Annotated in this window: 21 protein-coding genes; 12 read left to right on the plus strand and 9 right to left on the minus strand. The window is 65.1% G+C overall.

The window, feature by feature from the left end; all coding sequences use genetic code 11:
• Positions 1-180 precede the first annotated feature (180 nt).
• Positions 181-1,551 carry a TIGR03808 family TAT-translocated repetitive protein gene (locus tag AC0L3K_RS19910; protein ID WP_473366730.1) on the plus strand — a complete coding sequence of 457 codons (1,371 nt, stop codon included), beginning with the start codon at positions 181-183 and terminating at the stop codon, positions 1,549-1,551.
• Positions 1,552-1,581: 30 nt separating this feature from the next.
• Here AC0L3K_RS19910 and AC0L3K_RS19915 read toward each other — a convergent pair whose 3' ends face one another.
• The 4 genes from AC0L3K_RS19915 to AC0L3K_RS19930 form a co-directional block, all read right to left on the minus strand.
• Complete coding sequence (locus AC0L3K_RS19915) at positions 1,582-2,217, minus strand: TIGR03809 family protein (protein WP_007593576.1); 636 nt, start codon at positions 2,215-2,217, stop codon at positions 1,582-1,584.
• 508 nt (positions 2,218-2,725) lie between these two features.
• Positions 2,726-4,432: a S8 family serine peptidase gene (locus tag AC0L3K_RS19920; RefSeq protein WP_473366731.1), complete on the minus strand. Its 1,707-nt coding sequence runs from the start codon at positions 4,430-4,432 to the stop codon at positions 2,726-2,728.
• A 15-nt stretch (positions 4,433-4,447) separates the two neighbouring features.
• Positions 4,448-5,143, minus strand: a complete 696-nt coding sequence (locus AC0L3K_RS19925; RefSeq protein WP_007593580.1) for a hypothetical protein — start codon at positions 5,141-5,143, stop codon at positions 4,448-4,450.
• The gene (locus tag AC0L3K_RS19930; RefSeq protein WP_007593582.1) at positions 5,140-5,709 is read right to left on the minus strand and encodes a sigma-70 family RNA polymerase sigma factor; all 570 of its coding nucleotides are present in this window, start codon (positions 5,707-5,709) and stop codon (positions 5,140-5,142) included. The genes AC0L3K_RS19925 and AC0L3K_RS19930 overlap by 4 nt, the downstream gene beginning before the upstream one ends.
• Before the next feature lie 434 nt (positions 5,710-6,143).
• On the opposite strand from AC0L3K_RS19930, the gene AC0L3K_RS19935 reads away from it, so the two are divergent.
• Both AC0L3K_RS19935 and AC0L3K_RS19940 read left to right on the plus strand, forming a co-directional pair.
• Positions 6,144-7,301, plus strand: a complete 1,158-nt coding sequence (locus tag AC0L3K_RS19935; protein WP_007593584.1) for a GGDEF domain-containing protein — start codon at positions 6,144-6,146, stop codon at positions 7,299-7,301.
• A 63-nt stretch (positions 7,302-7,364) separates the two neighbouring features.
• The gene (locus tag AC0L3K_RS19940; protein ID WP_007593586.1) at positions 7,365-8,468 is read left to right on the plus strand and encodes a DUF2336 domain-containing protein; all 1,104 of its coding nucleotides are present in this window, start codon (positions 7,365-7,367) and stop codon (positions 8,466-8,468) included.
• 10 nt (positions 8,469-8,478) lie between these two features.
• Here the strand turns inward: AC0L3K_RS19940 and AC0L3K_RS19945 are convergent, their stop codons facing one another.
• Positions 8,479-9,117, minus strand: a complete 639-nt coding sequence (locus tag AC0L3K_RS19945; RefSeq protein WP_354169498.1) for a DUF1109 domain-containing protein — start codon at positions 9,115-9,117, stop codon at positions 8,479-8,481.
• Between the two features lie 2 nt (positions 9,118-9,119).
• On the minus strand, positions 9,120-9,665 hold the full coding sequence (locus AC0L3K_RS19950; protein ID WP_473366732.1) for a sigma-70 family RNA polymerase sigma factor: 546 nt from the start codon (positions 9,663-9,665) through the stop codon (positions 9,120-9,122).
• A 290-nt stretch (positions 9,666-9,955) separates the two neighbouring features.
• Here AC0L3K_RS19950 and AC0L3K_RS19955 point away from each other — a divergent pair, with 290 nt between their 5' ends.
• From AC0L3K_RS19955 to AC0L3K_RS19990, 8 genes are all read left to right on the plus strand, one after another.
• Positions 9,956-10,621 carry a hypothetical protein gene (locus AC0L3K_RS19955; protein WP_219684885.1) on the plus strand — a complete coding sequence of 222 codons (666 nt, stop codon included), beginning with the start codon at positions 9,956-9,958 and terminating at the stop codon, positions 10,619-10,621.
• Between the two features lie 162 nt (positions 10,622-10,783).
• On the plus strand, positions 10,784-11,563 hold the full coding sequence (locus tag AC0L3K_RS19960) for an enoyl-CoA hydratase (protein ID WP_473366733.1): 780 nt from the start codon (positions 10,784-10,786) through the stop codon (positions 11,561-11,563).
• A 217-nt stretch (positions 11,564-11,780) separates the two neighbouring features.
• Positions 11,781-13,178, plus strand: a complete 1,398-nt coding sequence (locus AC0L3K_RS19965; RefSeq protein WP_473366734.1) for a TolC family outer membrane protein — start codon at positions 11,781-11,783, stop codon at positions 13,176-13,178.
• A 153-nt stretch (positions 13,179-13,331) separates the two neighbouring features.
• Positions 13,332-13,532, plus strand: a complete 201-nt coding sequence (locus tag AC0L3K_RS19970) for a type II toxin-antitoxin system RelE/ParE family toxin (RefSeq protein ID WP_311985936.1) — start codon at positions 13,332-13,334, stop codon at positions 13,530-13,532.
• Positions 13,532-13,882: an addiction module antidote protein gene (locus tag AC0L3K_RS19975; RefSeq protein WP_007593593.1), complete on the plus strand. Its 351-nt coding sequence runs from the start codon at positions 13,532-13,534 to the stop codon at positions 13,880-13,882. Before AC0L3K_RS19970 ends, AC0L3K_RS19975 begins: the two co-directional genes overlap by 1 nt.
• A 51-nt stretch (positions 13,883-13,933) precedes the next feature.
• Positions 13,934-14,491: a P-loop NTPase family protein gene (locus AC0L3K_RS19980; protein WP_473366735.1), complete on the plus strand. Its 558-nt coding sequence runs from the start codon at positions 13,934-13,936 to the stop codon at positions 14,489-14,491.
• Positions 14,492-14,542: 51 nt separating this feature from the next.
• Positions 14,543-15,505: an amidohydrolase family protein gene (locus AC0L3K_RS19985; protein ID WP_473366736.1), complete on the plus strand. Its 963-nt coding sequence runs from the start codon at positions 14,543-14,545 to the stop codon at positions 15,503-15,505.
• 200 nt (positions 15,506-15,705) lie between these two features.
• Positions 15,706-16,332 (plus strand): LysE family translocator, encoded by a 627-nt coding sequence (locus AC0L3K_RS19990; protein ID WP_473366737.1) that lies wholly within the window; start codon positions 15,706-15,708, stop codon positions 16,330-16,332.
• A 9-nt stretch (positions 16,333-16,341) separates the two neighbouring features.
• Here AC0L3K_RS19990 and AC0L3K_RS19995 read toward each other — a convergent pair whose 3' ends face one another.
• The 3 genes from AC0L3K_RS19995 to AC0L3K_RS20005 all read right to left on the minus strand — a co-directional run bounded on the left by AC0L3K_RS19995 (position 16,342) and on the right by AC0L3K_RS20005 (position 22,296).
• A complete protein-coding gene (locus AC0L3K_RS19995; RefSeq protein WP_473366738.1) occupies positions 16,342-19,458 on the minus strand; it encodes an efflux RND transporter permease subunit in 3,117 nt (1,038 codons plus the stop codon).
• 35 nt (positions 19,459-19,493) lie between these two features.
• The gene (locus tag AC0L3K_RS20000; protein WP_473366739.1) at positions 19,494-20,738 is read right to left on the minus strand and encodes an efflux RND transporter periplasmic adaptor subunit; all 1,245 of its coding nucleotides are present in this window, start codon (positions 20,736-20,738) and stop codon (positions 19,494-19,496) included.
• 145 nt (positions 20,739-20,883) lie between these two features.
• Complete coding sequence (locus AC0L3K_RS20005) at positions 20,884-22,296, minus strand: CoA transferase (RefSeq protein WP_473366740.1); 1,413 nt, start codon at positions 22,294-22,296, stop codon at positions 20,884-20,886.
• Between the two features lie 54 nt (positions 22,297-22,350).
• Here AC0L3K_RS20005 and AC0L3K_RS20010 point away from each other — a divergent pair, with 54 nt between their 5' ends.
• A complete protein-coding gene (locus AC0L3K_RS20010; protein WP_007593600.1) occupies positions 22,351-22,638 on the plus strand; it encodes a hypothetical protein in 288 nt (95 codons plus the stop codon).
• Positions 22,639-22,745: the final 107 nt, after the last annotated feature.

Raw genomic sequence — 22,745 nt, forward strand, 5'->3', positions numbered from 1 at the left:
CGCCGTGCCCACCAACTTGTTCCGATCTGCCGCTGAATGGTGGGCACGCTTCCGCTTTGCCCACCCTACGGACCGTCTCTCCGGTAAACATTTAACCCTACCGCGAACAATCCTCACGCAACCAGCGGCCCTGCGCTACCTAACCGCTGCGGACCCCCGCGTCCGCCGGAGGACGCATCCATGGACCTCAATCGCCGCAATCTCATCGGAGCTTCGACCGCAGGCATCGCCGGCGCGCTCGCGATATCGGCCGACGCCGCGCGTGCGGCGCCGCTGACGTCGCTGCTCGGCCGCGACGCCACGCAATATGGCGTGCGACCCGGTAGCAGCGAGGATCAGACCCGCGCGCTCCAGCGTGCGATCGACGAGGCCGCGCGCGCGCAGATGCCGCTGGCGCTGCCACCCGGCATCTATCGCAGCGGACTGTTGCGGTTGCCAAATGGCGCGCAACTGATCGGCGTGCGCGGCGCGACAAAATTCGTCTTCACCGGCGGAGCCTCGGCGATCCAGAGCGACGGCTCCGATGCAATCGGCCTTTCCGGCATCACCTTCGACGGCGGCGGCATTCCGCTGCCGACGCGGCGCGGGCTGATCCAGATCCTCGGCGGACGCGACGTCCGCATCACCGGTTGCGAGATCACGGGGTCCGGCGGCAGCGGTATCTGGCTCGAGCAGGTCTCCGGCGACATCTCGGGCAACATCTTTACCAACATCGCGGTGACGGCGGTGGTGTCGTTCGACGCCAGGGGACTCAGCGTCTCCCACAACACCATCACCGGCACCAACGACAACGGCATCGAGATCCTGCGCACGGCTATCGGCGATGACGGCACGCTGGTCACTGATAACCGCATCGAGGACATCAAGGCCGGCCCCGCCGGCTCCGGCCAGTACGGCAACGCCATCAACGCGTTCCGCGCCGGCAACGTCATCGTGCGCGGCAATCGCATCAAGAACTGCGATTACTCCGCCGTGCGCGGCAACTCGGCCTCGAACATCCACATCACCGGCAACAGCGTCAGCGACGTGCGCGAGGTCGCGCTGTATTCGGAGTTCGCGTTCGAGGCCGCGGTGATCGCCAATAATATTGTGGACGGCGCCGCCGTCGGCGTCTCCGTCTGCAATTTCAACGAAGGCGGCCGCATCGCCGTGGTCCAGGGCAACATCATCCGCAATCTGATCCCGAAGCGGCCGATCGGCACCGCACCGGATGACGATGCCGGCATCGGCATCTACATCGAGGCGGATTCATCGGTCATCGGCAACGTCATCGAGAATGCGCCGTCCTACGGCATCGTCGCCGGCTGGGGCAAATATCTCCGCGACGTCGCGATCACGGGCAACGTGATCCGCAAGGCACTGGCCGGCGTCGGGGTGTCCGTCGTGCCCGGCGCAGGCACCGCGCTCGTCAACAACAACATGATCTCGGAAACCCCGCGTGGCGCCGTGGTCGGGCTCGATCACGCGCGCGCCGTGACGTCCGATCTGTCGGTGGACGGCGCCCAGCGCTTTGCGCAATTGATGGTCGGCGGGAATGCGGTGCGGCGGTAGCTGCCGTTCCTCGCCTCTGGCTTCCGAAAGCTAGAACGCGTTCCGCAGCAGCGGGTACTTGGCTTCGAGGCCGTCGAGGTTAAAGGTGAACTCAACCAAGCGCTCGGGGGCTGCGACAATTTCGGCTGCCGGCGGAGAGAACTGCGGCAGAAGCGCTGCCATCGCAGCCAGCGCCTTGGGCGCTGCGGTCGCGGCCGGCACCTTGGGTCCTGTCATTGCCACGGGCGCGGTGGGTGGCGCCATGGCAGCCGGCACCTTGAGCGGTGCCATCGGGGCAGGCGCGGCGACCAGCGCGGTCGGGGCTTCGGAGATTTCGGCGAGAACGCCCGGCTTCGGATCGAGCCTGACCGGCACGGCGGTCTCCGGGACGATGTGCACGGCCTTCGGTTGCACGGTCTGCGCCTCGCGCGGAAACATGCGGGGCATTGTCGCCGGCGACCAGCCGAATGCGGGCGACACGCTCGCGGCCGCCGTGGCGACGTCGGCGCCGGTGGCAAGCGCGCGCCAGGTCTGGACGGCGAGCTTGGCTTCCTGGATGTTTTCGAGAAATGCGATCTCGGAGTGATAGCGGCGCCAGCGTCCGGTCTCGAACATCTCGGAGAGATGCACCAGCCGCTGCTCGGCGAGAGCGCACCAGCGTGCCGCAACGTCGCGGCCAATAGCCACGTCGCGAATAGCCTCTTGGCGATGTGTCATAAATCAGCCCGTCAGGAGAAAATACGGACGCGACGCAACGCACACGAATCAATTTAGACGCGACGTGAATATTTTGTGGAAAAGTTTTGACTTGTCCAGCAACGACGATGTTTTCGTCGCGAAACTCCGTAGTCGTGCGGAGATTCAAGGCGTTTTGGAGTCAAGCTTCGCACAAGCATAGCGCGCTTGCGGCGTGCCGGCGGAGCGGTGGCGATGGGTGAACCACGATCTCCAACCGGAAGCTGATCTCGCGCAGGGCTTCGAGGAATGGGACGTCCAAAAAGAAAAGACCCGTCCGGGGGGACAACCGGACGGGTCGAGCCATATGGGCGCTTGGGGTGGATGGGCGCTCGCGCCTAATATGACTTATGGGGAGGGATAACCGCTCCCACATAATTTGGTCGTGGCAGCGGGCCGAACGTTCAATGCAGCGTTTGATTTTTCGACCTTCGCGCTGCGCGCAAAGTTGTCGCAGCCGCTATCGCGTCGTCGGCTTATCCGCCTGAGAAACCGTGGCTTTATCCTCAGTGCTCGACAACGAAGGTTGCTCTAATGCGCGGATGCCAGGCTCGTCGCGACGCTTCTCGATATCTTCACGTTTTGTTGTACCGGACGCGGCCGCGACCGGCGTCGCGCCGGCGGCGGGAACGGCCATGACCGCGGCAAACGCGTCGGCCTCGCCGTCGCCGAACAGATCATCACGGCCCGGTGAACCGAGGTCGCGCGCCGTCTTCGCCAGCGTCGTGCGCAGTGCTTCCGGCTTCAAGGCGTAGTTGCGCTCGAGCAGCAGCGCCGCGACGCCGGAGACATAGGCGGCAGAGAACGAGGTGCCCGACGTCATCTGATATTTGCCGTCAGGCGCCGGCAGGAAGATATCGACGCCGGGGGCCGCGACCGCGATGTAGTTGCCACGATTGGAGGCGGTGAACAGCCTGTCCTGCTGGTCGGTCGCGCTGACCGCGATCACGTTGGGATTGGCGGCCGGATAGAGCGGCGGCGACTTCGCGCCGGCGTTGCCGGCGGCCGCGATCAGCACCAGGCCGCGCGCGGCGGTCGCGGCGATGGCCCGCTCGATCACCGCATCCTTCGGACCGGCAAAGCTCATGTTGACGATCTGCGCCCCATGCTCGGCGGCATAGTTCAGCGAGCGCAGGATGATGTAGGATGAGCTCTCGGCCCCGCCGGTGGTGCCGCCGAAGGCGCGGATGGCGATGAGGCGCGCCTCGGGCGCGCTGCCCATCAGCTTGCCATGCGCCACGATAGCGCCGGCAATGCCGGTGCCATGAATGTGCGGGCCTTCGGCGCTGCCGAGCGCATCGAAATTGTCGGCAATGGAATTGGCAAGTTCCGGATGCTGGGCGTCGATGCCGGAGTCGATCACGGCTACCGTCACATTGGCACCATGCGCCAGCGTATGTGCCTGCGGCAGGCAGAGCTTGGCCAGCGCATATTGCGCGGGATCTCCCTCGGTCGGCACCGACGATTTCTGATCCTGGAGCAGATAGCGGAAGTTCGGCTGGACCGAGCGCACGCTACCGTCCGCCGCGAATTCACGCCGCACCGTCGCGGAGGGCCGGCCGTCGGTGATGCGGAACAGTCCGAACGTCGACCCGATCAGCGGAAAGTTCTCGGAAGACACGCGGGTCAGCCCATGGCGGCGCGCAAGCTCGTCGGCCTGGGTCAACGACAGCCCGCCGTCGATCTCGGCGACGAATTCGCCGGCGAAGATGCGCAGATCCGCAGCGACCGGCGTGTTGTTGCCGCGCCCCTTTCCGGCGGTCTTGTTGCCCGATTTGCCCGAGCCATTGCCGCCTGCGTTCTGCTGCGCCAGGCATTCGCCGGCGGCGTCGCGATCGGGCGCGGTACAGGCGGGATAGAGGTTCGGGGAGTAGCGCGCATAAGGCAGCACCGGCGTCGGTCCCATCCGCGCCGAAATCCTGGTCGTCACGGTCGGACCCGGACCGCGGCCGACGGCCACCGCTCTGGCGGCAACACCGGGACTGACGCGTGCGGCGACGCCGGGAGAAATCGTGGGCATTCGGGAGGGGACGCTAATCGTCGGCGTGCGCATGATCGCCTGCGCCTGCGCAACCTCGACTCCGAGACAGGCGGCGAGCAAAAGCGCGGCTCCGACCGACGAAGCGCAGGCCCCGGCTCTCACTCCACTTTCGGACTTGCGCATCATCGGCTTGGAAGCGCCTTACGGCGCCGCGACGGCGAGGTTGACGAACTTCTCGCGCTGCATCTTGCCGAGCAGCGAGGCGAGTTCGTCCTGGCTCATCGCCTTGTCGAACTGGAGGCGGAACATGCCGCCCTTGGCATCACCGATGATCGAAGCCTGGTAGCCGTCGAGCAATGCGGTGATGTCGGCGACGCGCGCCTCGGGCGTGAAGCGCACCAGCGCGCGCGCCGGCGGGACGGTCGTGCCGAGGTCGCGTGTAAGCGGAGCGCTGGTCGAGAGCGAAGCAGTCTGGAAGGTCGCAGTCTGGGTCTTCGTCAACACCGCGCCGATGATTCCGGCTTGCAGCACGAGCGCCATGGCGCCAAGGCTCGCCGACCAGGCCAGCGTGCGCGGCGACAGGCTCGCAAAGAAGGTGGCGATGCGCGCCGACAGCGGCAGCGAACCGGCCGCCCGCGCAGGTTCGGCGTCGATCGCGGCGAACAGCTTCTGCATCGCGCGCGCCGACGGAGCACCCAGGCTCTCGTTCAGATGGATGGTCTCTTCATACTCGCCGCGGATCGCGGCATATTGCTTCGCGAGCTCGGGATCGCGCGCCAGCGCCTCGTCGACGCGGCGCGCATCGCGCGGGTTCAGCGTGCCGGCGGCGTGCCACGGCAGCAGCAGTTCAATTTCACCGGGCTCTTGCTCCAGCATCTTCTTGCTCAAAGCCATCATGGCCAGCCTCGCTCAATGCCGGCTGCTTTCAGCAGTTCGGCCAATTTCTTGCGCGCATAGAACAAGCGCGTCTTCACAGTGTTCTCCGGGATGCCTACGATTTCGGCCACCTCTTCCACGGATTTCTCGTGGTAGTAGACGAGATCGACGATTTCCCGATGATCCGGCGAGAGACCAGTCAGACACTCCCGCAACGCTTCACTGGTATCCTTCTTCTGCACTGCCGTTTCCGGATTGTCGGACGTATCCTCGATCGCGTTCGCGGCGTCGTCGTCCAACTCAAAATCCTTCCTGCGCCGGAGCGCAGACAGGGCCTTGAATCGGGTAATGGCCAGCAGCCAGGTCGAAACGGCGGATCGGCCCTCGAACTTGCCGGCTTGACGCCAGACATCGAGAAATACCTCACTGATGAGGTCTTCCGCCGCCTGCTCGTCCCGCACGAGCCGGAGGCCGAACCGATACACCCTGACATGGTGCCGCCCGTACAGCACCTGCATGGCGAGCCGGTCGCCTTGAGCGATCCTGGCGATCAGGATCTCGTCCGAAGCCGCTTGTGTCACGCTCAAAGACCGTCTCGCAAGGTTGGTCGGGTGGATGCGGCAGACGGTTCGACGGGAGGGGTAAAATTGTTCAACCTACCGCAGTCGTACGGGAAGCTGTGTGATCTACCCCACAGACGCGAAATTTCCTGTTGCCACCCGCGGCTGGGCGCTTCGCTCAAGAACGGTAACATAGTAATGAAGCACTTTCCTGAGCAATGCCGTCCCAGCTTAGACGGCCCGACGTGCATGGAACCTTAGCAGCTTAGCACGACATATGTCTTCCGAAGCCCTGCTTCGGCTCGACCGCGTCGCACACGATGCCTAATCGCCGGCAAATTCCTGGGACGGTCGACGTCCCGCGCTGCCGCGCTGTACAGCGTGGATTCGGTTTCGAAGGATACCAAACCTAAAGGCTTGCCACGTAGATTTTTGGGCTGACATCCACGATTGGCGGGACCATGAGCACGGCTGCGACGTCCTTTCCCGAGAGGAATGCCGCTGAGGCCGCGGATCTCGCCCTGACCACCGAAGCGGCGGCACCCGAAGTCCTCGCGCGCCGGATCCGGCAGCGGCGCCAGATGTATGTCGGCCAGGTGGCGAGCTACTCGCTCGGCGCCTCCGTCCTGCTGCTCTACGCTTTTGACGGCGTGATCTCCATGGGCGTTCCGTCACTGTTCTGGCTCGGCGGCCTTCTGATCATCGGGACCTTCACCGTGCTGTCGGAAGCGGGCTTCGGCGACCGGTTCGAGGATCATTACCTCACCGTCTTCCAGATCTCGGCGCATATGACGCTGCAGCTGCTGTTCCTGCTCGCGGTGCCGACAGTCGGAGTTGCGTTCCTTGCCGTGCTGTTCCTGATCTTCGCCTTCGGCACGCTTCGTATGACCTCTAGTCAGGCGATGCTCACCTGGGGCCTTGCGACGTGCGGGCTCGCCTTGGTTTTCCTCGCCTCGGACTTGCCAATCGGACTGCCGGTGACGACCCAGCTGCAACGGGCCGCCTCGATGCTGTGCTTCGTGCTGGTGATTGGCCAGTGCGCCTTCCTCGGCCTGTTCGGCGCCACGCTGCGCAAGATCCTGTACCGGCGCAGCATCGAGCTGAAGGCCGCCTATCAGCGCATCGAGGAGTTGGCGGAGCTCGACGAACTCACCGGCTCCTACAACCGCCGCTGCATCATGCGGCTTCTCGACGCCGAGATCGAAAAATCGCGGCAGACATCGAGGCCTTGCGCGATCGCGCTGATCGACCTCGACTGGTTCAAGCGCATCAACGACGCCCACGGCCATCCCGTCGGCGACGAGGTGCTGCGCACCTTCGCGATCACAATGTTCGCCAATATCCGCCCGGCCGACTGCTTCGGCCGCTACGGCGGCGAGGAATTCTTGCTGCTGCTGCCTGGGATGGACGGCGATGCGGCGTCGCGCATGCTCGATCGCCTGCGCGGGATCGTCGCCGATCTGGACTGGAGCGCATTCTCCCCGGGCATGCGCGTGACCATTTCCGCGGGCGTCGTGACACTACGCGACAACGATACTGCCGACACGTTTCTCGTGCGCGCCGATAGCGCGCTCTATTCCGCCAAGGCACAGGGGCGCAACCGCATTGCAACCAGCTGACCAATCCATTTTCTCCCGGCGCGACAGAAGCCGCGGCCGGGCCGAACGCTCCAGGACAGGGCAATGAGATCCAAAGCCGTAAAATCATCCGAAAGTCTGCTCGAGGAATTGCAAACTGCGCTCTCGCACGGCACCGTCGCGCACCGGGTCGAGACGCTGCGCCGCGTCACCGATCTCTTCGTGGGCAACGCCTTGGACTATTCCGACGACCACGTCCGCGTGTTCGACGACGTGTTCCAATGCCTGATCGAGCAGATCGAGACGTCCGCCAGGGCGCTGCTCGCCGAACGCCTCGCATCGATCGCGGCTGCGCCGCCGAAGATCATCCGCACGCTCGCGCTCGACGAGGTGATCGAGGTTTCCGGCCCGGTGCTGTCGAAATCCGAACGGCTGGACGAGGCGACCCTGATCGAGATCGCGCGCACCAGGGGCCAAGCCCATCTCAAGGCGATCTCGCTGCGGCGGGTGCTGTCGGAAGCGCTGAGCGACGTGCTGGTGACCCGCGGCGACGAGGACGTGGTGCAATCGACCGTCAACAATCCGGGCGCGCAACTGTCGGAGGGAAGTCTCGCCGACCTCGTGACCCGCGCCGAACGTGACGACGACCTCGCCAGCTCCATCGGCCTGCGGGCCGACCTGCCCCGCCATCATTATTTGAAGCTGGTCGCGAAGGCCTCCTTGGCCGTGCGCAGGAAGCTGGAGGCCGCGCATCCGGAGCTCGCGGACGACGTGTCCAGCGTGGTCCAGGAAGCGGCGCAGCGGATCCGCGCCGCCAGCATGACCAGGCAGACCGAGAGGGCGCGCGCGCTGGTGAAGTCGCTGCACGAGGACGGCCGCCTCACCGAGCTCCAGGTCGCCACCTTCGCGGAGCAGGGCAAGTTCGACGAAACCAACGCAGGGCTTGCCGCGCTTGCGGGCGTCGCAGTCGAGACCGCCGAGACCATGATGATCGAAAGCCGGGTCGAGGGCGTGATGATCCTCGCCAAGGTCGCGGCCATGCAATGGTCGAGCGTCCGCGCCATCATCGCCCTGCGCGAGAAGCTCGCAGGCGGCTCGCAGACCGACATGGTGACGCTGCGCGACGCTTACGAGGCGCTGCGCAGTTCGACCGCGCAGCAGGTGCTGCGCTTCCACCGCATGCAGCAGGGCGCGACGCCGGCGGCGTGAAGCCGGCGAGCTAGTAGCGCAGGACCTTCGCCCCCACCAGCGCGCCAATTGCCGTCACCAACGCGGTCGCGAGCGTGTACCAGGTCGCGACGAACAGCGGCGAGTCATCGGTGCAGTGCGAGGCGTACAGCGTCGCGGCGAGGCCCGCCGACACCAGGCCGGCGAGCGCGCCGGCGAGCGCGGGGTGGGACGGCGCGCCGTGGCGCAGGCCGAACAGGGCCCCCGCAAGCAGCGGCAGCGACATCGCAGGGATTGCCAACAGGCACACCCTGGAATTCTTGCCCATCAATCGCATCGTCATCGGCATGGCCGGCGCCATCATCGCCTCGCTGCCGATCGCCACCGCGAGCAACCCGACGGGCAGCAGCAGCAGCCAGCCCCAGCCACGCAGCAAGGCTTCGGGACGCGACAGATGCAGGCTGACGATGATCGCGGGTATCGCGAGCGACAGCGTGACCGCGAACTTCATGTCGAAGAACGGGTTGTGCATCGCGCTCATCACGTCGTGGCGCACACCGAGGAAGGTGGCGAAGATCAGGATCGACAGCGGCGCGGCGACCAGCAGCGCCATGGTCAGCACCGCGCCGACGCGCGGCGGACGATGGGCGTTGTCGGCCGCGAGCGAGCGAATGAGTTGATCGGTGTCCATGACTAGTGGTCCCGCAGTTTGGCAGTCAGCGCCGCAAGTCCGCGATGCAGCGCCACCCGCACCGCGCCCTCGCTCATCGAATATTTCGCCGCCGTGTCCTTGATCGAGCTGCTGTCGACCGCGATCGACTGCAACACGTCGCGCTGGCGTTGCGGCAGCGTATTGAGCTGGCTGGCAACTTCGCCGGCCGAAGCCGTCTCCTGCGGCACCTCGCCCGGCAGGGTCTCAGCGAAATCGTCGATGTTGACGAAGATCCGCCTCCCGCGTCGCCGCAGCATGTCGATCAGCTTGTTGCGGCCGATCGCAAACAGCCACGGGGCGAAGGGGGCTTCGCTGTCCCAAGTGTGCCGCTTCAGATGCACCGCCAACAGAATCTCCTGCACGATATCCTCGGCCTGGTCGGGAGGCTGCCCGGCCCGCGCCAGGCCGCGCCTCGCGGCAGCGCGCAGCACAGGCGTGACCGCCTTCAACAGGCGATGATACGCCGCGTCATCGCCTGCCATGGCCGACCGCATCAGGCCGGTCCACTCGTCCTCACGTCCGCGCACGCGCGCCCTCACCAAGCAATTCGGCCGCTCTTTCAGTTTGTTACGCCGGCAGCTGCACGATCACGAATTCGTGATCTATACTCGGCCACGCGACCTATACGGCCATCAAGTTCCGGGACGGCTCATAACACCGATCGGTCGCGTCCGCACCCCGTGGCCGATCGGGAAGGCAATCGTTTGCCGCGCTTTTGCCCAGTGTGGCCCGAAGATTCCCATTTTCTGCCCCGCTGTGGTCACGCCCCAGGGTCTCTGTTCGCTCCCGGGACGGGCGGACTTGGGGAGATGTCAACATGATGAAAGCCAGCGGGCGCGCGGCCCTGATTCTCCTGGCCGGGCTTTTCGTGCTGTTTGGGGGCGTTGCACAGGCGGCGCCGAGTTCAGCCGCTAGCAGCAAGTCGGACAGCGCAGGCAAACAGGCGGACGAGGTCAAGCCGAGCAAGCAGCGGCGTCACACGTCGCGCCACCGCGACAGCGCCAAGACGGCGCAAAAATCCGACGACAAGGCCGACAAGAAGGACGCTACGGCAACGGCCGACGAGGCGAAGGCCGACAACCGTGACGCGCCGGCCTCGAGCCAGATGCCGCCGGAAGTCGCCAACGCCAATGCGCAGCTCGCCGCCGCCGATACGCCGACCGCGGCGGCCGCCTCCGCAATGACGGGCCGGGCCAACGACAACGTCCAGGCCGCGGCCGATAATACCGCCGCCCCGAACGCCGAGAGCCAGGTCGTCCCACCCGATCAGCTCAACGACATCGACCGCGCCCTGCAACAGGACAGCGCGCCGGCACAGAAGGCGGTGATCGCCGCAACCGACGCGCAGCCGCGTCCGGCGCCGGTGATGGCAAGCAGCCAACAGAGTTCGGCCTGGGACCAGAGCTCCCTGATCGGAAAAATCTTCATCGGCGTCGGCACGCTGCTGACGCTGGCCTCCGCCGCGCGCATGTTCATGGCGTGACTTTGGCTTGATTTTGGCCTGATCGCCGACCCGCGGGACCTCGTCCGGAACGCGCATCTCGCCGCGTGTTCCGGCCGTTCCTGCTCCGGTGGCTTTGGCGCCTCTTGAAGCCCACCGCGTCAGCGGGCACATTGCCCGCTCAACCAAAAGCGTGGGTGGAGCATGAGCACGTTCGAACACATCATCGTCGAAAACAAAGGTGCGGTCGGCATCATCAAGCTGAATCGGCCGAAGCTGCTCAACGCACTCTCCTTCGGCGTCTTCCGCGAGATCGCCGCGGCCGTCGACGATCTCGAAGCCGATGACGCCATCGGCTGCATCGTCGTGACCGGCAGCGAGAAGGCATTTGCCGCCGGCGCCGACATCAAGGAGATGCAGCCGAAAGGCTTCATCGACATGTTCTCGGAGGATTTTGCCGCGATCGGCGGCGATCGGGTCGCGCGCTGCCGCAAGCCGACGATCGCCGCGGTCGCGGGCTATGCCCTCGGCGGCGGCTGCGAGCTCGCGATGATGTGCGACTTCATCATCGCCGCCGACACCGCCAAATTTGGTCAACCCGAAATCACGCTCGGCACCATCCCCGGCATCGGCGGTACCCAGCGCCTGACCCGTGCGATCGGCAAGTCCAAGGCGATGGACCTTTGCCTCACCGGCCGCATGATGGATGCAGCCGAAGCCGAGCGCAGCGGCCTCGTCAGCCGCATCGTTCCGGCCGACAAGCTGATGGACGAGGTGATGGGCGCGGCCGAGAAGATTGCCGCGATGTCGCGGCCCGCGGTCGCGATGGCCAAGGAAGCGGTCAACCGCGCCTTCGAGACCACGCTCGCCGAGGGCATGAGCGTCGAGCGCAACCTGTTCCACTCGACCTTCGCGCTGGAGGACCGCTCCGAGGGCATGGCGGCGTTCATCGAGAAGCGGAAGCCGGTGAACAAGAACCGGTAAGGAGGCGCGCGGTCAGGCTGGTGTAAGGCAATGCCGTTCCCGCAGAATCCCTGTGATGTACCTGCAACAAGCACGGAATAGATGGGGGTTTCCCCCGCGGCAGTTTGCCTGCGGGACCTCGGCTGGTTAAACAGTTAAGAGAGCCGCCGTCGGCGGGGGCGGACAGCCGGGATTTGCGGATTACATGATTGGGCGTGCCGCCAGAGCTGGTCGCGTGATGACGCGGCATCGATCGGGCGTGGCTCCTGTGCTCGCGACATGGACCACGCTGGCACTCTGTTGCGCCCTGCCCTCCGCCGCACGGGCGGAAGCGCTGCCGGAGGCGCTCGCCAAGGCCTACCAGACCAATCCGCAGCTCAATGCCGAGCGCGCGCGGCAACGCGCCACTGACGAGAACGTGCCGCAGGCGCTCGCGGGCTACCGGCCACAGATCGTGGCAAGCCTCAGCGCCGGGCTGCAATCCGTGCGCAACCTGCTGCCCGACAACACCATCCAGACCGCCAATCTGAAGCCGTGGATCATCGGCGTCACCGTGACGCAGACCCTGTTCAACGGCTTCCGCACCGCCAACAACGTGCGCGCCGCCGAACTCCAGGTGCAGTCGGGCCGCGAGGCGCTGCGCAACGTCGGCCAGGGCGTGCTGCTCGACGCGGTCACCGCCTACACCAACGTGCTCGCCAACCAATCGCTGGTCGAGGCGCAGCGCTCCAACGTCGCCTTCCTGCGCGAAACGCTCTCGGTCACTCAACGGCGCCTCAACGCCGGCGACGTCACGCCGACCGACAGCGCCCAGGCCGAGGCGCGGCTCAACCGCGGGCTCTCCGATCTCAACGCCGCCGAAGTCGCGCTCGCGGTGAGCCAGGCGATATACGCACAGGTGATCGGCAATGCACCGTCGCAGCTTCGCGCTGCCGAAGTCGTCGACCGCTATCTGCCGAAGAGCCGTGAAGACGCGTTGACGATGGCGATCCGCCAGCACCCGGCAGTGATGGCCGCCGGCTTCGACGTCGATGTCGCCTCCACCAACATCCGCGTCGCCGAAGGCGCGCTGCTGCCGAGCGCCAGCGTCCAGGGCAGCGCCAGCAAGAGCCGTAACAACGACCCGACGCTCGGCACCTTCGCCGAAGATCAGGCCTCGATCGTCGCCAATGTCACCGTGCCGATCTACGACGGTGGCCAGGCCGCCGCACACACCCGGCAGGCCAAGGAGATCACGGCGCAGAGCCGGCTCGTGCTCGACCAGGTGCGCAACCAGGCGCGCACGGCGGCGGTCAGCGCGTGGGTTGTCCATGAAGGCGCCAAGATCGCGGTCTCGGCATCGGAGTCCGAAGTGAAGGCGGCGACCGTCGCGCTCCAGGGCGTGCAGCGCGAGGCCGCCGGCGGACAGCGCACGACGGTGGATGTGCTGAACTCGCAGGCCGATCTGATCCAGGCCAAGGCCCGCCTGATCGGCGCCAACCGCGACCGCGTGATCGCGTCCTATACGCTGCTCAGCGCCGTCGGCCATCTCGACGTCAAGACCTTGAGCCTGAACACGCCGGACTATCTGCCCGAGGTGCACTACCAGCAGGTCCGTGACGCCTGGCACGGCCTGCGCACGCCATCCGGGCAGTAGTTTCCGCAACGCCTTTGGGCTCTCCACCGCCCAGGCACGCCACCCTCCTTTGACATTTTGTAGCCCATGGGCTACATTTGCACCTCATGATCGAGGTGAGGCAAACCGAGCATTTTTCGGAGTGGCTGACCCGCCTCAAGGACGCCAGCGCGGTTGCCCGGATCACTGCCCGCGTTCGCCGACAGCAAGAGCGTCGGTCGCAACGTCCGGGAAATGCGCATCGACTACGGACCGGGCTATCGGATCTACTATGTGCAGCGCGGAACGCAGATTGTGATCCTGCTGTGTGGCGGGGACAAGCGCACGCAGCGACGCGACATCAAGCTAGCCCAGCAACTGGCGGAGACAATGTGATGCCAAAAGCAGCGAAAACGACGGTCAAGGCGGCATCCAGGACGACGCGTTTCGACGCTGCCGACTATCTCAACACTGAAGAACGTCAGGCCGCCTATATTGCGGCCGCATTAGAGACCGGCGATCCTGATTTCGTGCGCGACGCACTCGGCCTTGTCGCTCGCGCGCGCGGGATGAGCGCGATCGCGAAGAAAGCCGGGTTGAACCGCGAGAGTCTGTACAAGGCGCTCGGAGAGACCGGAAATCCTGAGTTTGGCACGGTCATGCGCATTGTCGGAGCGTTAGGCCTGACATTGTCCGCCCAACCCGCGACAAGCGGGCGAATGTCGAAGCGCCGTCGAGCGGCGTGAGGGAGCGCGCCGCACCCGCGCAATCGGTTCGGGCAGTCTCAGGATGTGAACATGAAAAGCCGCCGCATCCATCTGATGGGAGCTTCAGGTTCCGGCGTGACGACGATCGGCCGCGCGCTCGCCGGCCGGCTTGCACTGCCACATCACGACAGCGATGATTATTTCTGGCTCCCGACCGCGCCGCCCTACCAGACGACACGCCCTGCCGCCGAACGTTTGCGACTAATGCGCGAGATGTTCTTGCCGCGGCTCGATTGGGTGCTGAGCGGAACCGTCACCGGTTGGGGCGACGAGCTCGTCCCATTCTTCGATCTCGTCGTCTTTGTGACGACGCCGCGCGAGCTCCGCTTGCAGCGCCTGCGTGGCCGCGAGGCTATGCATTTCGGAGCGGATGCCGTCGCACCGGGCGGCTGGCGTCATGAGGAGGCGGAGTCGTTCGTCGATTGGGCCTCGCACTACGAAGCCGGCGATCGCGGGGGCCGCAGTCTCGCAAAAGATGAGGCGTGGCTCGCGAGGCTGCCCTGCCCGGTCGTGCGCGTCGACGGCTCACGCCCGCTTGCAGACCTCGTCAAGCAGCTATGCAGCGAAGCGCAGCGGCTGCCAAGTTGATGTGATATTGTCGCGAGGCCACTGCCAAATAATAAAATAGGGGGAGAAACCATGCTCAATCGACGCAGCGTTCTGCTTGCCTCTCTTGCCGCCGGAGTAGCCATGACCAGCAAAGCCCACGCCCGTGCGGCGCAGCCCGCGACGCCGGTTAATTTCGACGTCCCGGCGCATGCCTGCGACTGCCACACCCACATCCATGGCGATGTCGAAAAATTTCCGTTCTTCGCGGGCCGCGTCTACACGCCGGAGCCGGCGAGCCCCGAAGAAATGGCCGCGCTGCACAAGGCGCTGCATATCGAGCGCGTTGTGATCGTGACGCCGAGTGTCTACGGCACCGATAATTCCTCGACGCTGTTCGGCATGAAGGCGCGTGGCGCGGCCGCGCGCGGGGTGGCCGTGATCGACGACAAAACGACCGAGGCCCAGCTTGACACGATGCATGCAGACGGCTTTCGCGGTGTCCGCCTCAATCTCGCGACCGGCGGCGTCAATGATCCCAATGTCGGCCGGCCGCGCTTCACCGCCGCCGTCGAGCGCATGAAGGCGCGCGGCTGGCACGTGCAGCTCTACACCACGCTGCCCATGATCTCGGCGATCAAGGACCTCGTCGAGACGGCACCGGTACCCGTTGTATTCGACCATTTCGGCGGCCTCGAGGCTTCGCTTGGGCTGGAGCAACCGGGATTTGCCGACCTGGTCGCGCTGGTGAAATCCGGCAAGGCCCATGTCAAGATTTCCGGCGCCTATCGCTCCTCGAAGCTCGCGCCCGACTATCAGGACATGGCGCCCTATGCGCGTGCGCTGATTGCGGCGAATGCGGACCGCATCGTCTGGGGCACGGACTGGCCGCATCCGGATTCGAGCCGTGTCGAGGGACGCAAAGCCACCGACATCGCACCGCTTTACCAGATCGACGACGGCCGCCTGCTCAACCAGCTTCCGGTGTGGGCGCCGGATGCGGATGTGCGCAAGAAGATCCTGGTCGATAACCCGGCGCAACTCTACGGATTCTGAGTCGCGACAGGCGCAATTCGGTTCAACGATCGCGACACGATTCCACAGTGAGGCGTGGAACTGTTGTCGCGAAGGCACAAACCCGTTGGACTCACACGAACGTGTTTGTGCTCTCGTTCGTTTCTCACCCTTCTGGTTGAGGCGGCGATACTTTTTCGGGGCTACGCACACGCACAGATTTCATTTGTTCGTGCGGGTGCATGCCTTTATCGCATTATCTTGCCGCGCTTTTTTCCGGCATTGGAATTGGTTTCACCGTCGCCGCCCCGATCGGACCGATGGGCATGCTGTGCATTCAGCGCACATTGGCATCAGGCATGGCCACGGGCCTCGCAACCGGCTTCGGCGCCGCGACCGTGCATCTCACCTACAGCGCCCTCGCGGTTTTGGGACTGGGCTCACTGGCACAGCCCTGGGTCGAGGCCAATGCCGCCGGCTTCGGCATCGTCTCGGCGCTCACGCTGCTGTGGTTCGCGATCCGGACCCACCGCGGCTCGGTCGCGCTCCAGACGACCGACGACGTCGACAACGTACGTCTGGCGCGCGCCTATCTCAGCGCCATCGCGCTTGGGTTCACCAATCCGCTGACCGTCATCCTGTTTCTGGCTGCGCTGCACGCCTTCTCCATGCAAGCCGCGGCAGCCCCGTTGATCGCCGGTGTCTTCGTCGGTTCCGCGATCTGGTGGACCGTGCTCAGCACGATCGTGGCAACGGCGCGATCACGGCTGACGCCGCGCATGCTGTCGATGAGCAGCCGGTTGGCCAGCCTGATGCTGCTCGGCCTCGGCACCATGATGCTGGTGCGGATCGCGCAGCGAATGCTGTGATCGGCGGCGTCAGCGTGCGCGGCGGGAGAAGAAGGAGATCAACACCGGCAGCGTCACCAGGATCACGATGGGGGCGAGCATCATACCTGTCACCACGACCACCGCAAGCGGCTTCTGCACCTGCGAGCCGATGCCTTCCGACAGCGCAGCGGGCAACAGGCCGATGCCGGCGACGACGCAAGTCATCAGCACCGGCCGAAGCTGCAATTCGCCGGTGCGTATCACCGCGCTCATGCGGTCCATGCCCTCTTCGATGAGCTGGTTGAACTGCGACAGGATGATGATGCCGTCCATCACGGCGATGCCGAACAGCGCGATGAAGCCGATCGCCGCCGAGACACTGAAGGCGGTGCCGGTGATCAAGAGACCGAGCACGCCGCCGAAGATCGCCATTGGGATCACGCTCATGGCGAGCAGCGTGTCGGTCATCGAGCCGAAATTGAACCAGAGCAGGACGCCGATCAGCGCCAGCGAGATCGGCACCACGATCGACAATCGCCGGATCGCGTCCTGGAGATTGCCGAATTCGCCGACCCAGTCCATGTGCGCGCCGGGCGGCAGCTGCACCTGATCGGCGATCTTCTGCTGCGCCTCGCGGATGGCGCTGCCGAGGTCGCGTTCACGCACCGAGAACTTGATCGGCAGATAGCGTTCCTGCTGCTCGCGATAAATGTAGGCCGCACCCGAGACGAGGCTGATGGTGGCGACCTCGCTCAGGGGGATCTGCGTGACGGTGCCGTTCGGTCCGGGCGCGCCGATCCGCAAATTCTGGATCGCCTCGGCGCTCCTGCGGAATTCCGGCGCGAGACGAACGATGATCGGGAAGTGGCGGTCGCTTCCCGCCTCGTAGATGTCGCCGGCGGTGTCGCCGCCGATCGCGACCTTGATGGTGGCATTGATGTCGCCCGGCGCGAGGCCGTAGCGCGCGGCCTTGGCACGGTTGATGTCGATCTGGATGGTCGGCTGCCCGAGTGAGGTGAACACCGCAAGATCGGTGACGCCCTGCACGGTTGCCAGCACCGACTTGATCTTGTTGGCGGTGTCGGTCAGCGCCTGGAGATCGCTGCCGAACAGCTTGATCGAGTTCTCGCCCTTCACGCCGGAGACGGCTTCGGAGACGTTGTCCTGGAGATATTGCGAGAAGTTGAACTCGACGCCGGGGAAGCGATCGTCGAGCTGCTTGAGCAGCTGCGCAGTCAGCTCTTCCTTGTCGCGGGTGCCGGGCCATTGGCTCGCGGGCTTGAGCGGCGCGAAGAACTCGGCGTTGAAGAAGCCGGCGGCGTCAGTGCCGTCATCGGGGCGGCCGTGCTGCGACACCACGGATTCCACTTCAGGCCGCGCGCGGATCACCTTGCGCATCTCGTTGACGTAGGAGTTGCCTTCCTGGAGCGAGATGGTCGGCGGCAGCGTGGCGCGGATCCAGAGATTGCCCTCCTCCAGCTTCGGCAGGAATTCGAGGCCAAGCAACCGGCTGAGCGCAACCGTCATCAGCACGAGGCCGAACGCGCCACCGAGCATGATGCTGCGGTTGGCGACCGCCCAATGCAGCACCGGCATGTAGATCCGATGCAGGATCAGCATCACCCTGGTCTCGGTCTCATGGACATGCGCGGGCAGGATGATCGCGGACAGCGCCGGAGTGACGGTGAAGGTCGCAAGCAGGCCGCCGGCCAGCGCATAAGCATAGGTGCGCGCCATCGGCCCGAAGATGTTGCCCTCGACGCCGGAGAGCGTGAACAGCGGCAGGAAGGCCGCGATGATGATCGCCGCGGCGAAGAAGATCGAACGGGAAACATCGGCCGCTGCGCTGAGGATGGCGTGGCTTTTCATGCCGAACAGCGTCTCGGACGACATCTGCTCGGATTCCGACATCGGCGTCGTCTGCGTCAGGCGCCGGAAGATCGCTTCCACCATGATGACGGTGGCATCGACGATCAGGCCGAAATCGATCGCGCCGACCGACAGCAGGTTCGCCGATTCCCCGCGCAGCACCAGGATGATCACCGCGAAGAACAGCGCGAACGGGATAGTGGCGCCGACGATCAGCGCACTGCGGAGATCGCCGAGGAAGATCCACTGCAACAGCACGATCAGCAAGATGCCGACCACCATGTTGTGCAGCACGGTGTGGGTGGTGAGCTCAATCAGGTCACCGCGGTCGTAGATGCGCTCGATGCGCACGCCGGGCGGCAGGATGCTGGACTCGTTGATGGTTTGAACGAGCTGGTGGACGCGCTTGATGGTTGGCGAGCTCTGCTCGCCACGGCGCATCAGGACGATGCCCTGCACGATGTCGTCGGCCTCGTCGAGGCCGGCAATGCCGAGACGTGGCTTCTGGCCGACGGTAACGGTGGCGACGTCCTTGACCAGCACCGGATTGCCGTTGGTCTGCGAGACCATGGTGTTGGCGAGGTCGTCGATCGAGCGGATCAGGCCGACGCCGCGCACCACTGCCGATTGCTGACCGATATTGACGGTGTTGCCGCCGACATTGACGTTGGAATTACCGACCGCCTGGAGCAATTGCGGCAGCGTCAGGCCGTTAGCGACCAGCTTGTTGAAGTCGACCTGGAGCTCGTAGGTCTTGCTCTTGCCGCCCCACCCGGTGACGTCGATCACGCCGGGCACGGCACGGAAGCGCCGCTGGAGGATCCAGTCCTGGATGGTCTTGAGGTCGAGCACGCTGTAGTTCGGCGGACCGACGAGACGGTAGCGGAAGATCTCGCCAATCGGGCTGAGCGGCGAGATCTGCGGCTGCACGTTGCCGGGCAGTGGAGCGAGCTGCGCCAGGCGGTTCAAGACCTGCTGCAACGCCTCGTCATAAGTGTAGGCGAAGGAGAACTGCAGTTTGACGTCGGAGAGGCCGTAGAGCGAGATGGTGCGAATGGTCGTCAGGTTCTTCAGACCCGCGACCTGGGTCTCGATCGGAATCGTGATGTAGCGCTCGATCTCCTCCGCCGACAGGCCCGGGCTCTGCGTCACGATGTCGACCATCGGCGGGGTCGGATCGGGGTAAGCCTCGATGTTGAGCTGGTTGAACGCGATCAGGCCGCCGATGAGCACGGCGACGAACATCCCGACCATCAGGAAGCGCCGGTTGACGGCAAGGGCGACGAGGCGATCCATTCAGGTCTTCAGCTTGTCTTTTTCCGGCCCGTCAATCAGCTGCCGGACGCGGCGCGGTCGATGAACAGGCTGCCTTTGGTGACCACCTGCTCGCCGGGCTTGAGATTGCTGGTGACCTCGACGAGGTTGCCATTGATGAGACCGATCTTGATCTCGCGCAACTCCACCGACTTGTCCTCGCGTGCGACCCAAAGGCGGACCTTGTCGGCTTCGTAGATCAAGGCCTGCTTCGGTACCGCCGGCGCGGCGCGGTCGCCGGACGAATAGATCGTGACGTTGGCGAACATCTCCGGCTTCAGCAGACCGTCCTTGTTGTCGATGGTGGCGCGGACCAGCAGGCGGCGGGTACTCGGATCGATCGCGGCGGCGACGTAGTTGACCTTGGCGGTCAAGGGGCGGCCCGGCAGCGCCATCACGTTGACGCTGATGTCCTGCCCGACGCACACGGCAGCCGCATCGCTCTCGCGCACGAAGGCGGTGAGCCAGACCGAGGAGAGGTCGCCGACCACGAAGACCGGATCGCTGGCGCCCGAATTAACGTACTGGCCGGGGCCGATCTTACGCTGCACGACCGTGCCCGCGATCGGCGAATAGATCGTGACCTCCGGATTGATGACGCCCTTGTCCTGGAACGCCTTGATGGTCTCATCGGTGAAGCCGAGGATCCGCAGCTTGTTGCGCGCGGCTTCCAGCGCGGTCGCCGAGGAGCGCATGTCGTTCTGCGCCTGAACCTGGGTCGCTTCCGCCTGCTGATAATCCTTCAGGGGGATGGCATGGCCCTCGTAGAGGTCCTTGGCGCGCTTGAACTGGATGTCGGCAAGATCGATCGCCGACTTCGCCTTGTTCTGCGAGCTCATCGCCGCAATGAAATCGTTCTGGGCCTGCACGGTGTCGGCGGCCTCGATTGTGAACAGCGGCTGACCTTGCTTCAGCACCTCGCCGGGCTTGGCGAGCAGCTTGGTCACCCGGCCCGCATAAGGCGAGAACACCGGCGTCGAACGGTCCTCGTCGACTGCGACCTTGCCCTCGGTGACATACTCGGCGCGGAAGGTCTTGGCCTTGACCGGCTCGATCGTCAGCGTCGCCCATTCCGACGGCGTCGGCGTGAAGTTCTGCGCACTCCTGCGCGACTGGCTGGAGATCTCGGAGTGGCTCTTCTCCTTGGCTCCCGCATAGAGGAAGCCGTAGGCCCCGGCACCGGCAAGAGCTAGTAAAACTACGGATGTAATCACCCGTTGTTTTGTAAGCACCTGCAATCGCTTGGTATTTTCAACTACCATGGGGCCCGGTCATGTCTGCGATGATACCGGCGGATGCCCGCCTCATCGGTCGCGCTAATAGTGCCGAATTGTGATTTCAAACAACCTAAAAAACGCCGGGCGCCTTTCGGTTTGCGTTAAAAATTTGCGACACGTCAGCTTCACGTCAGCTTGTCACCGGCCACTCTGCCGGATGACTGCCGAGCGGCATCGCCGGACGGCTCCATTGCGCCGGCGTCTTCGAAAGCAGCGCTGAATGGCGCACCGCCTTCAATGTGCCGAAGCCAGATGGCATGCTCTCGATGAATGCAGCATGTACGGCCTCGCCCGTAATATCCGGGGTGTTCAGGCCATTTTCGAGCCGTCCGAGATTCCACAGCCAGCGCCCGGTCTGCGCGAGCGACACGCGCACGTGCCAGCTGCCGCCTTCGCGGACCTGGCGGGCCTTGGCCATCATCGCGCCGAACGCCATCAGGTAGCCGGTGGCGTGGTCGAGCATCTGCGCCGGCAATTCCTTCGGTCCATCGATGCCGGCAGCCTGTCCCTCGGCATGGTTGAAGCCGGTCGTGGTCTGCACCAGCGAATCGAAGCCGCGCCGTTCCGCCCAGGGGCCGGCATGGCCATAGGCCGACAGCGTCACGTAGACGATGCCGGGGTTGATTGTCGCCGCGTCCTCCGGCGTAAAGCCGAGAGCAGCAAGCGCGCGCGGGCGATAGCCTTGTGAGAAGATGTCGGCGTCTCTCAAGAGCTCGCGCAACCGCGCACGTCCGGCCTCGCTCTTCAGCTCGATGAAGGTGGTGAGCTTGCCGCGGCTGGTGTCGATGGTCAGCCACGGAATGGCCGGCAGTTCGGGGCCTGACACGAGCAGCACATCCGCGCCGTGCGCGGCGAGCGTGCGGCCGGCAACGGGGCCCGCGATGACGCGCGAAAGATCGAGCACGCGCAGGCCGGAGAGCGGGCGATCGCCTTTTGACAGTCGTTGCGGCCACGGCTTCGGCGGGGCCTCGCCGATCTTCTCGATCGAGACCAGCGGCAATTCGGCGAGCGCGCGGGCCTGCGGCAGCGCCGACCATTCGTCGTAGGAGCGCATCAGGGCAACGACGCCGCCCGCAGCGTAGGCCGCGGTCTCGAAATCTTCGCCTTTCCATTGCATCAATGCGGCCTGCACCTTCTCGCGCTCGGGCTCGGAGCCGAGGACCTTGCAGACGGCGTCGCGATGATGCGGAAAATTGGTGTGGCAGCGGACGAAGCGGTTGTCGCCGGTTCTGTAGACGCCGGCGATGGCGTCCCAGGCCGGCGGCGGCGGCCTGTCGTCGACGCGCAAATAGCGCTCGGAGCGGCATTCGGCGACGGCATGGCGCAGGTCGACGCTAACGTCCTGCGCCTCGCCGCTGCGCAATCTCCAGATTTCGGCGGCAGCAAGGCCGGCGGCTGCGATCGTCGTTTGGCCGGCAATTGCGACGCGAAACGAGGACGGGATTTGCGGCTCCTCGCCCGTCAGCCGCACGCGCGCGAGCGCGGCGGCGTCACCGCCGGCGGAGGTCCAGATGCCACTGAGAATCTCTGTGGGGCTTTGCATGACCCTTCTCTCCCCTTAGTTTGCGATCATCGCATTAGCACACAAGGACATGCAATGGCCGCCATCGATCCCCTCACCGCAGGCGCCGTGTTCATCGCAACGGCAGCCACCGACGCGGTCTATGTCATGTTCACCTCGGCGGTGATCGCGCGCAAGCGCGTGCCCGCGGCGAACTGGAGCGCGGTCTGGTACATGCTCTCCTCCTACGCCGTGATCAGCTACACCGAAAATGCGTTCTATGTGGCTTTCGCGGCGATCGGCTCCTGGGCCGGCGCCTACGTCTCACTGACATTCCTGCACCGCCCGCCCGGCGGCCCACCGGTGGGCGCGGCACCGGAGTGAGGGTGATCGATTTGAACGACGCAATCAAACGCACGCAGGATGTCGTCCTGGCGAAAGCCAGGACCCATTACCCCGGTCGAATGTTGTTGAAATGCGCGTTGGCCACA

This window comes from Bradyrhizobium sp. MI1.10 (genome assembly GCF_055811035.1).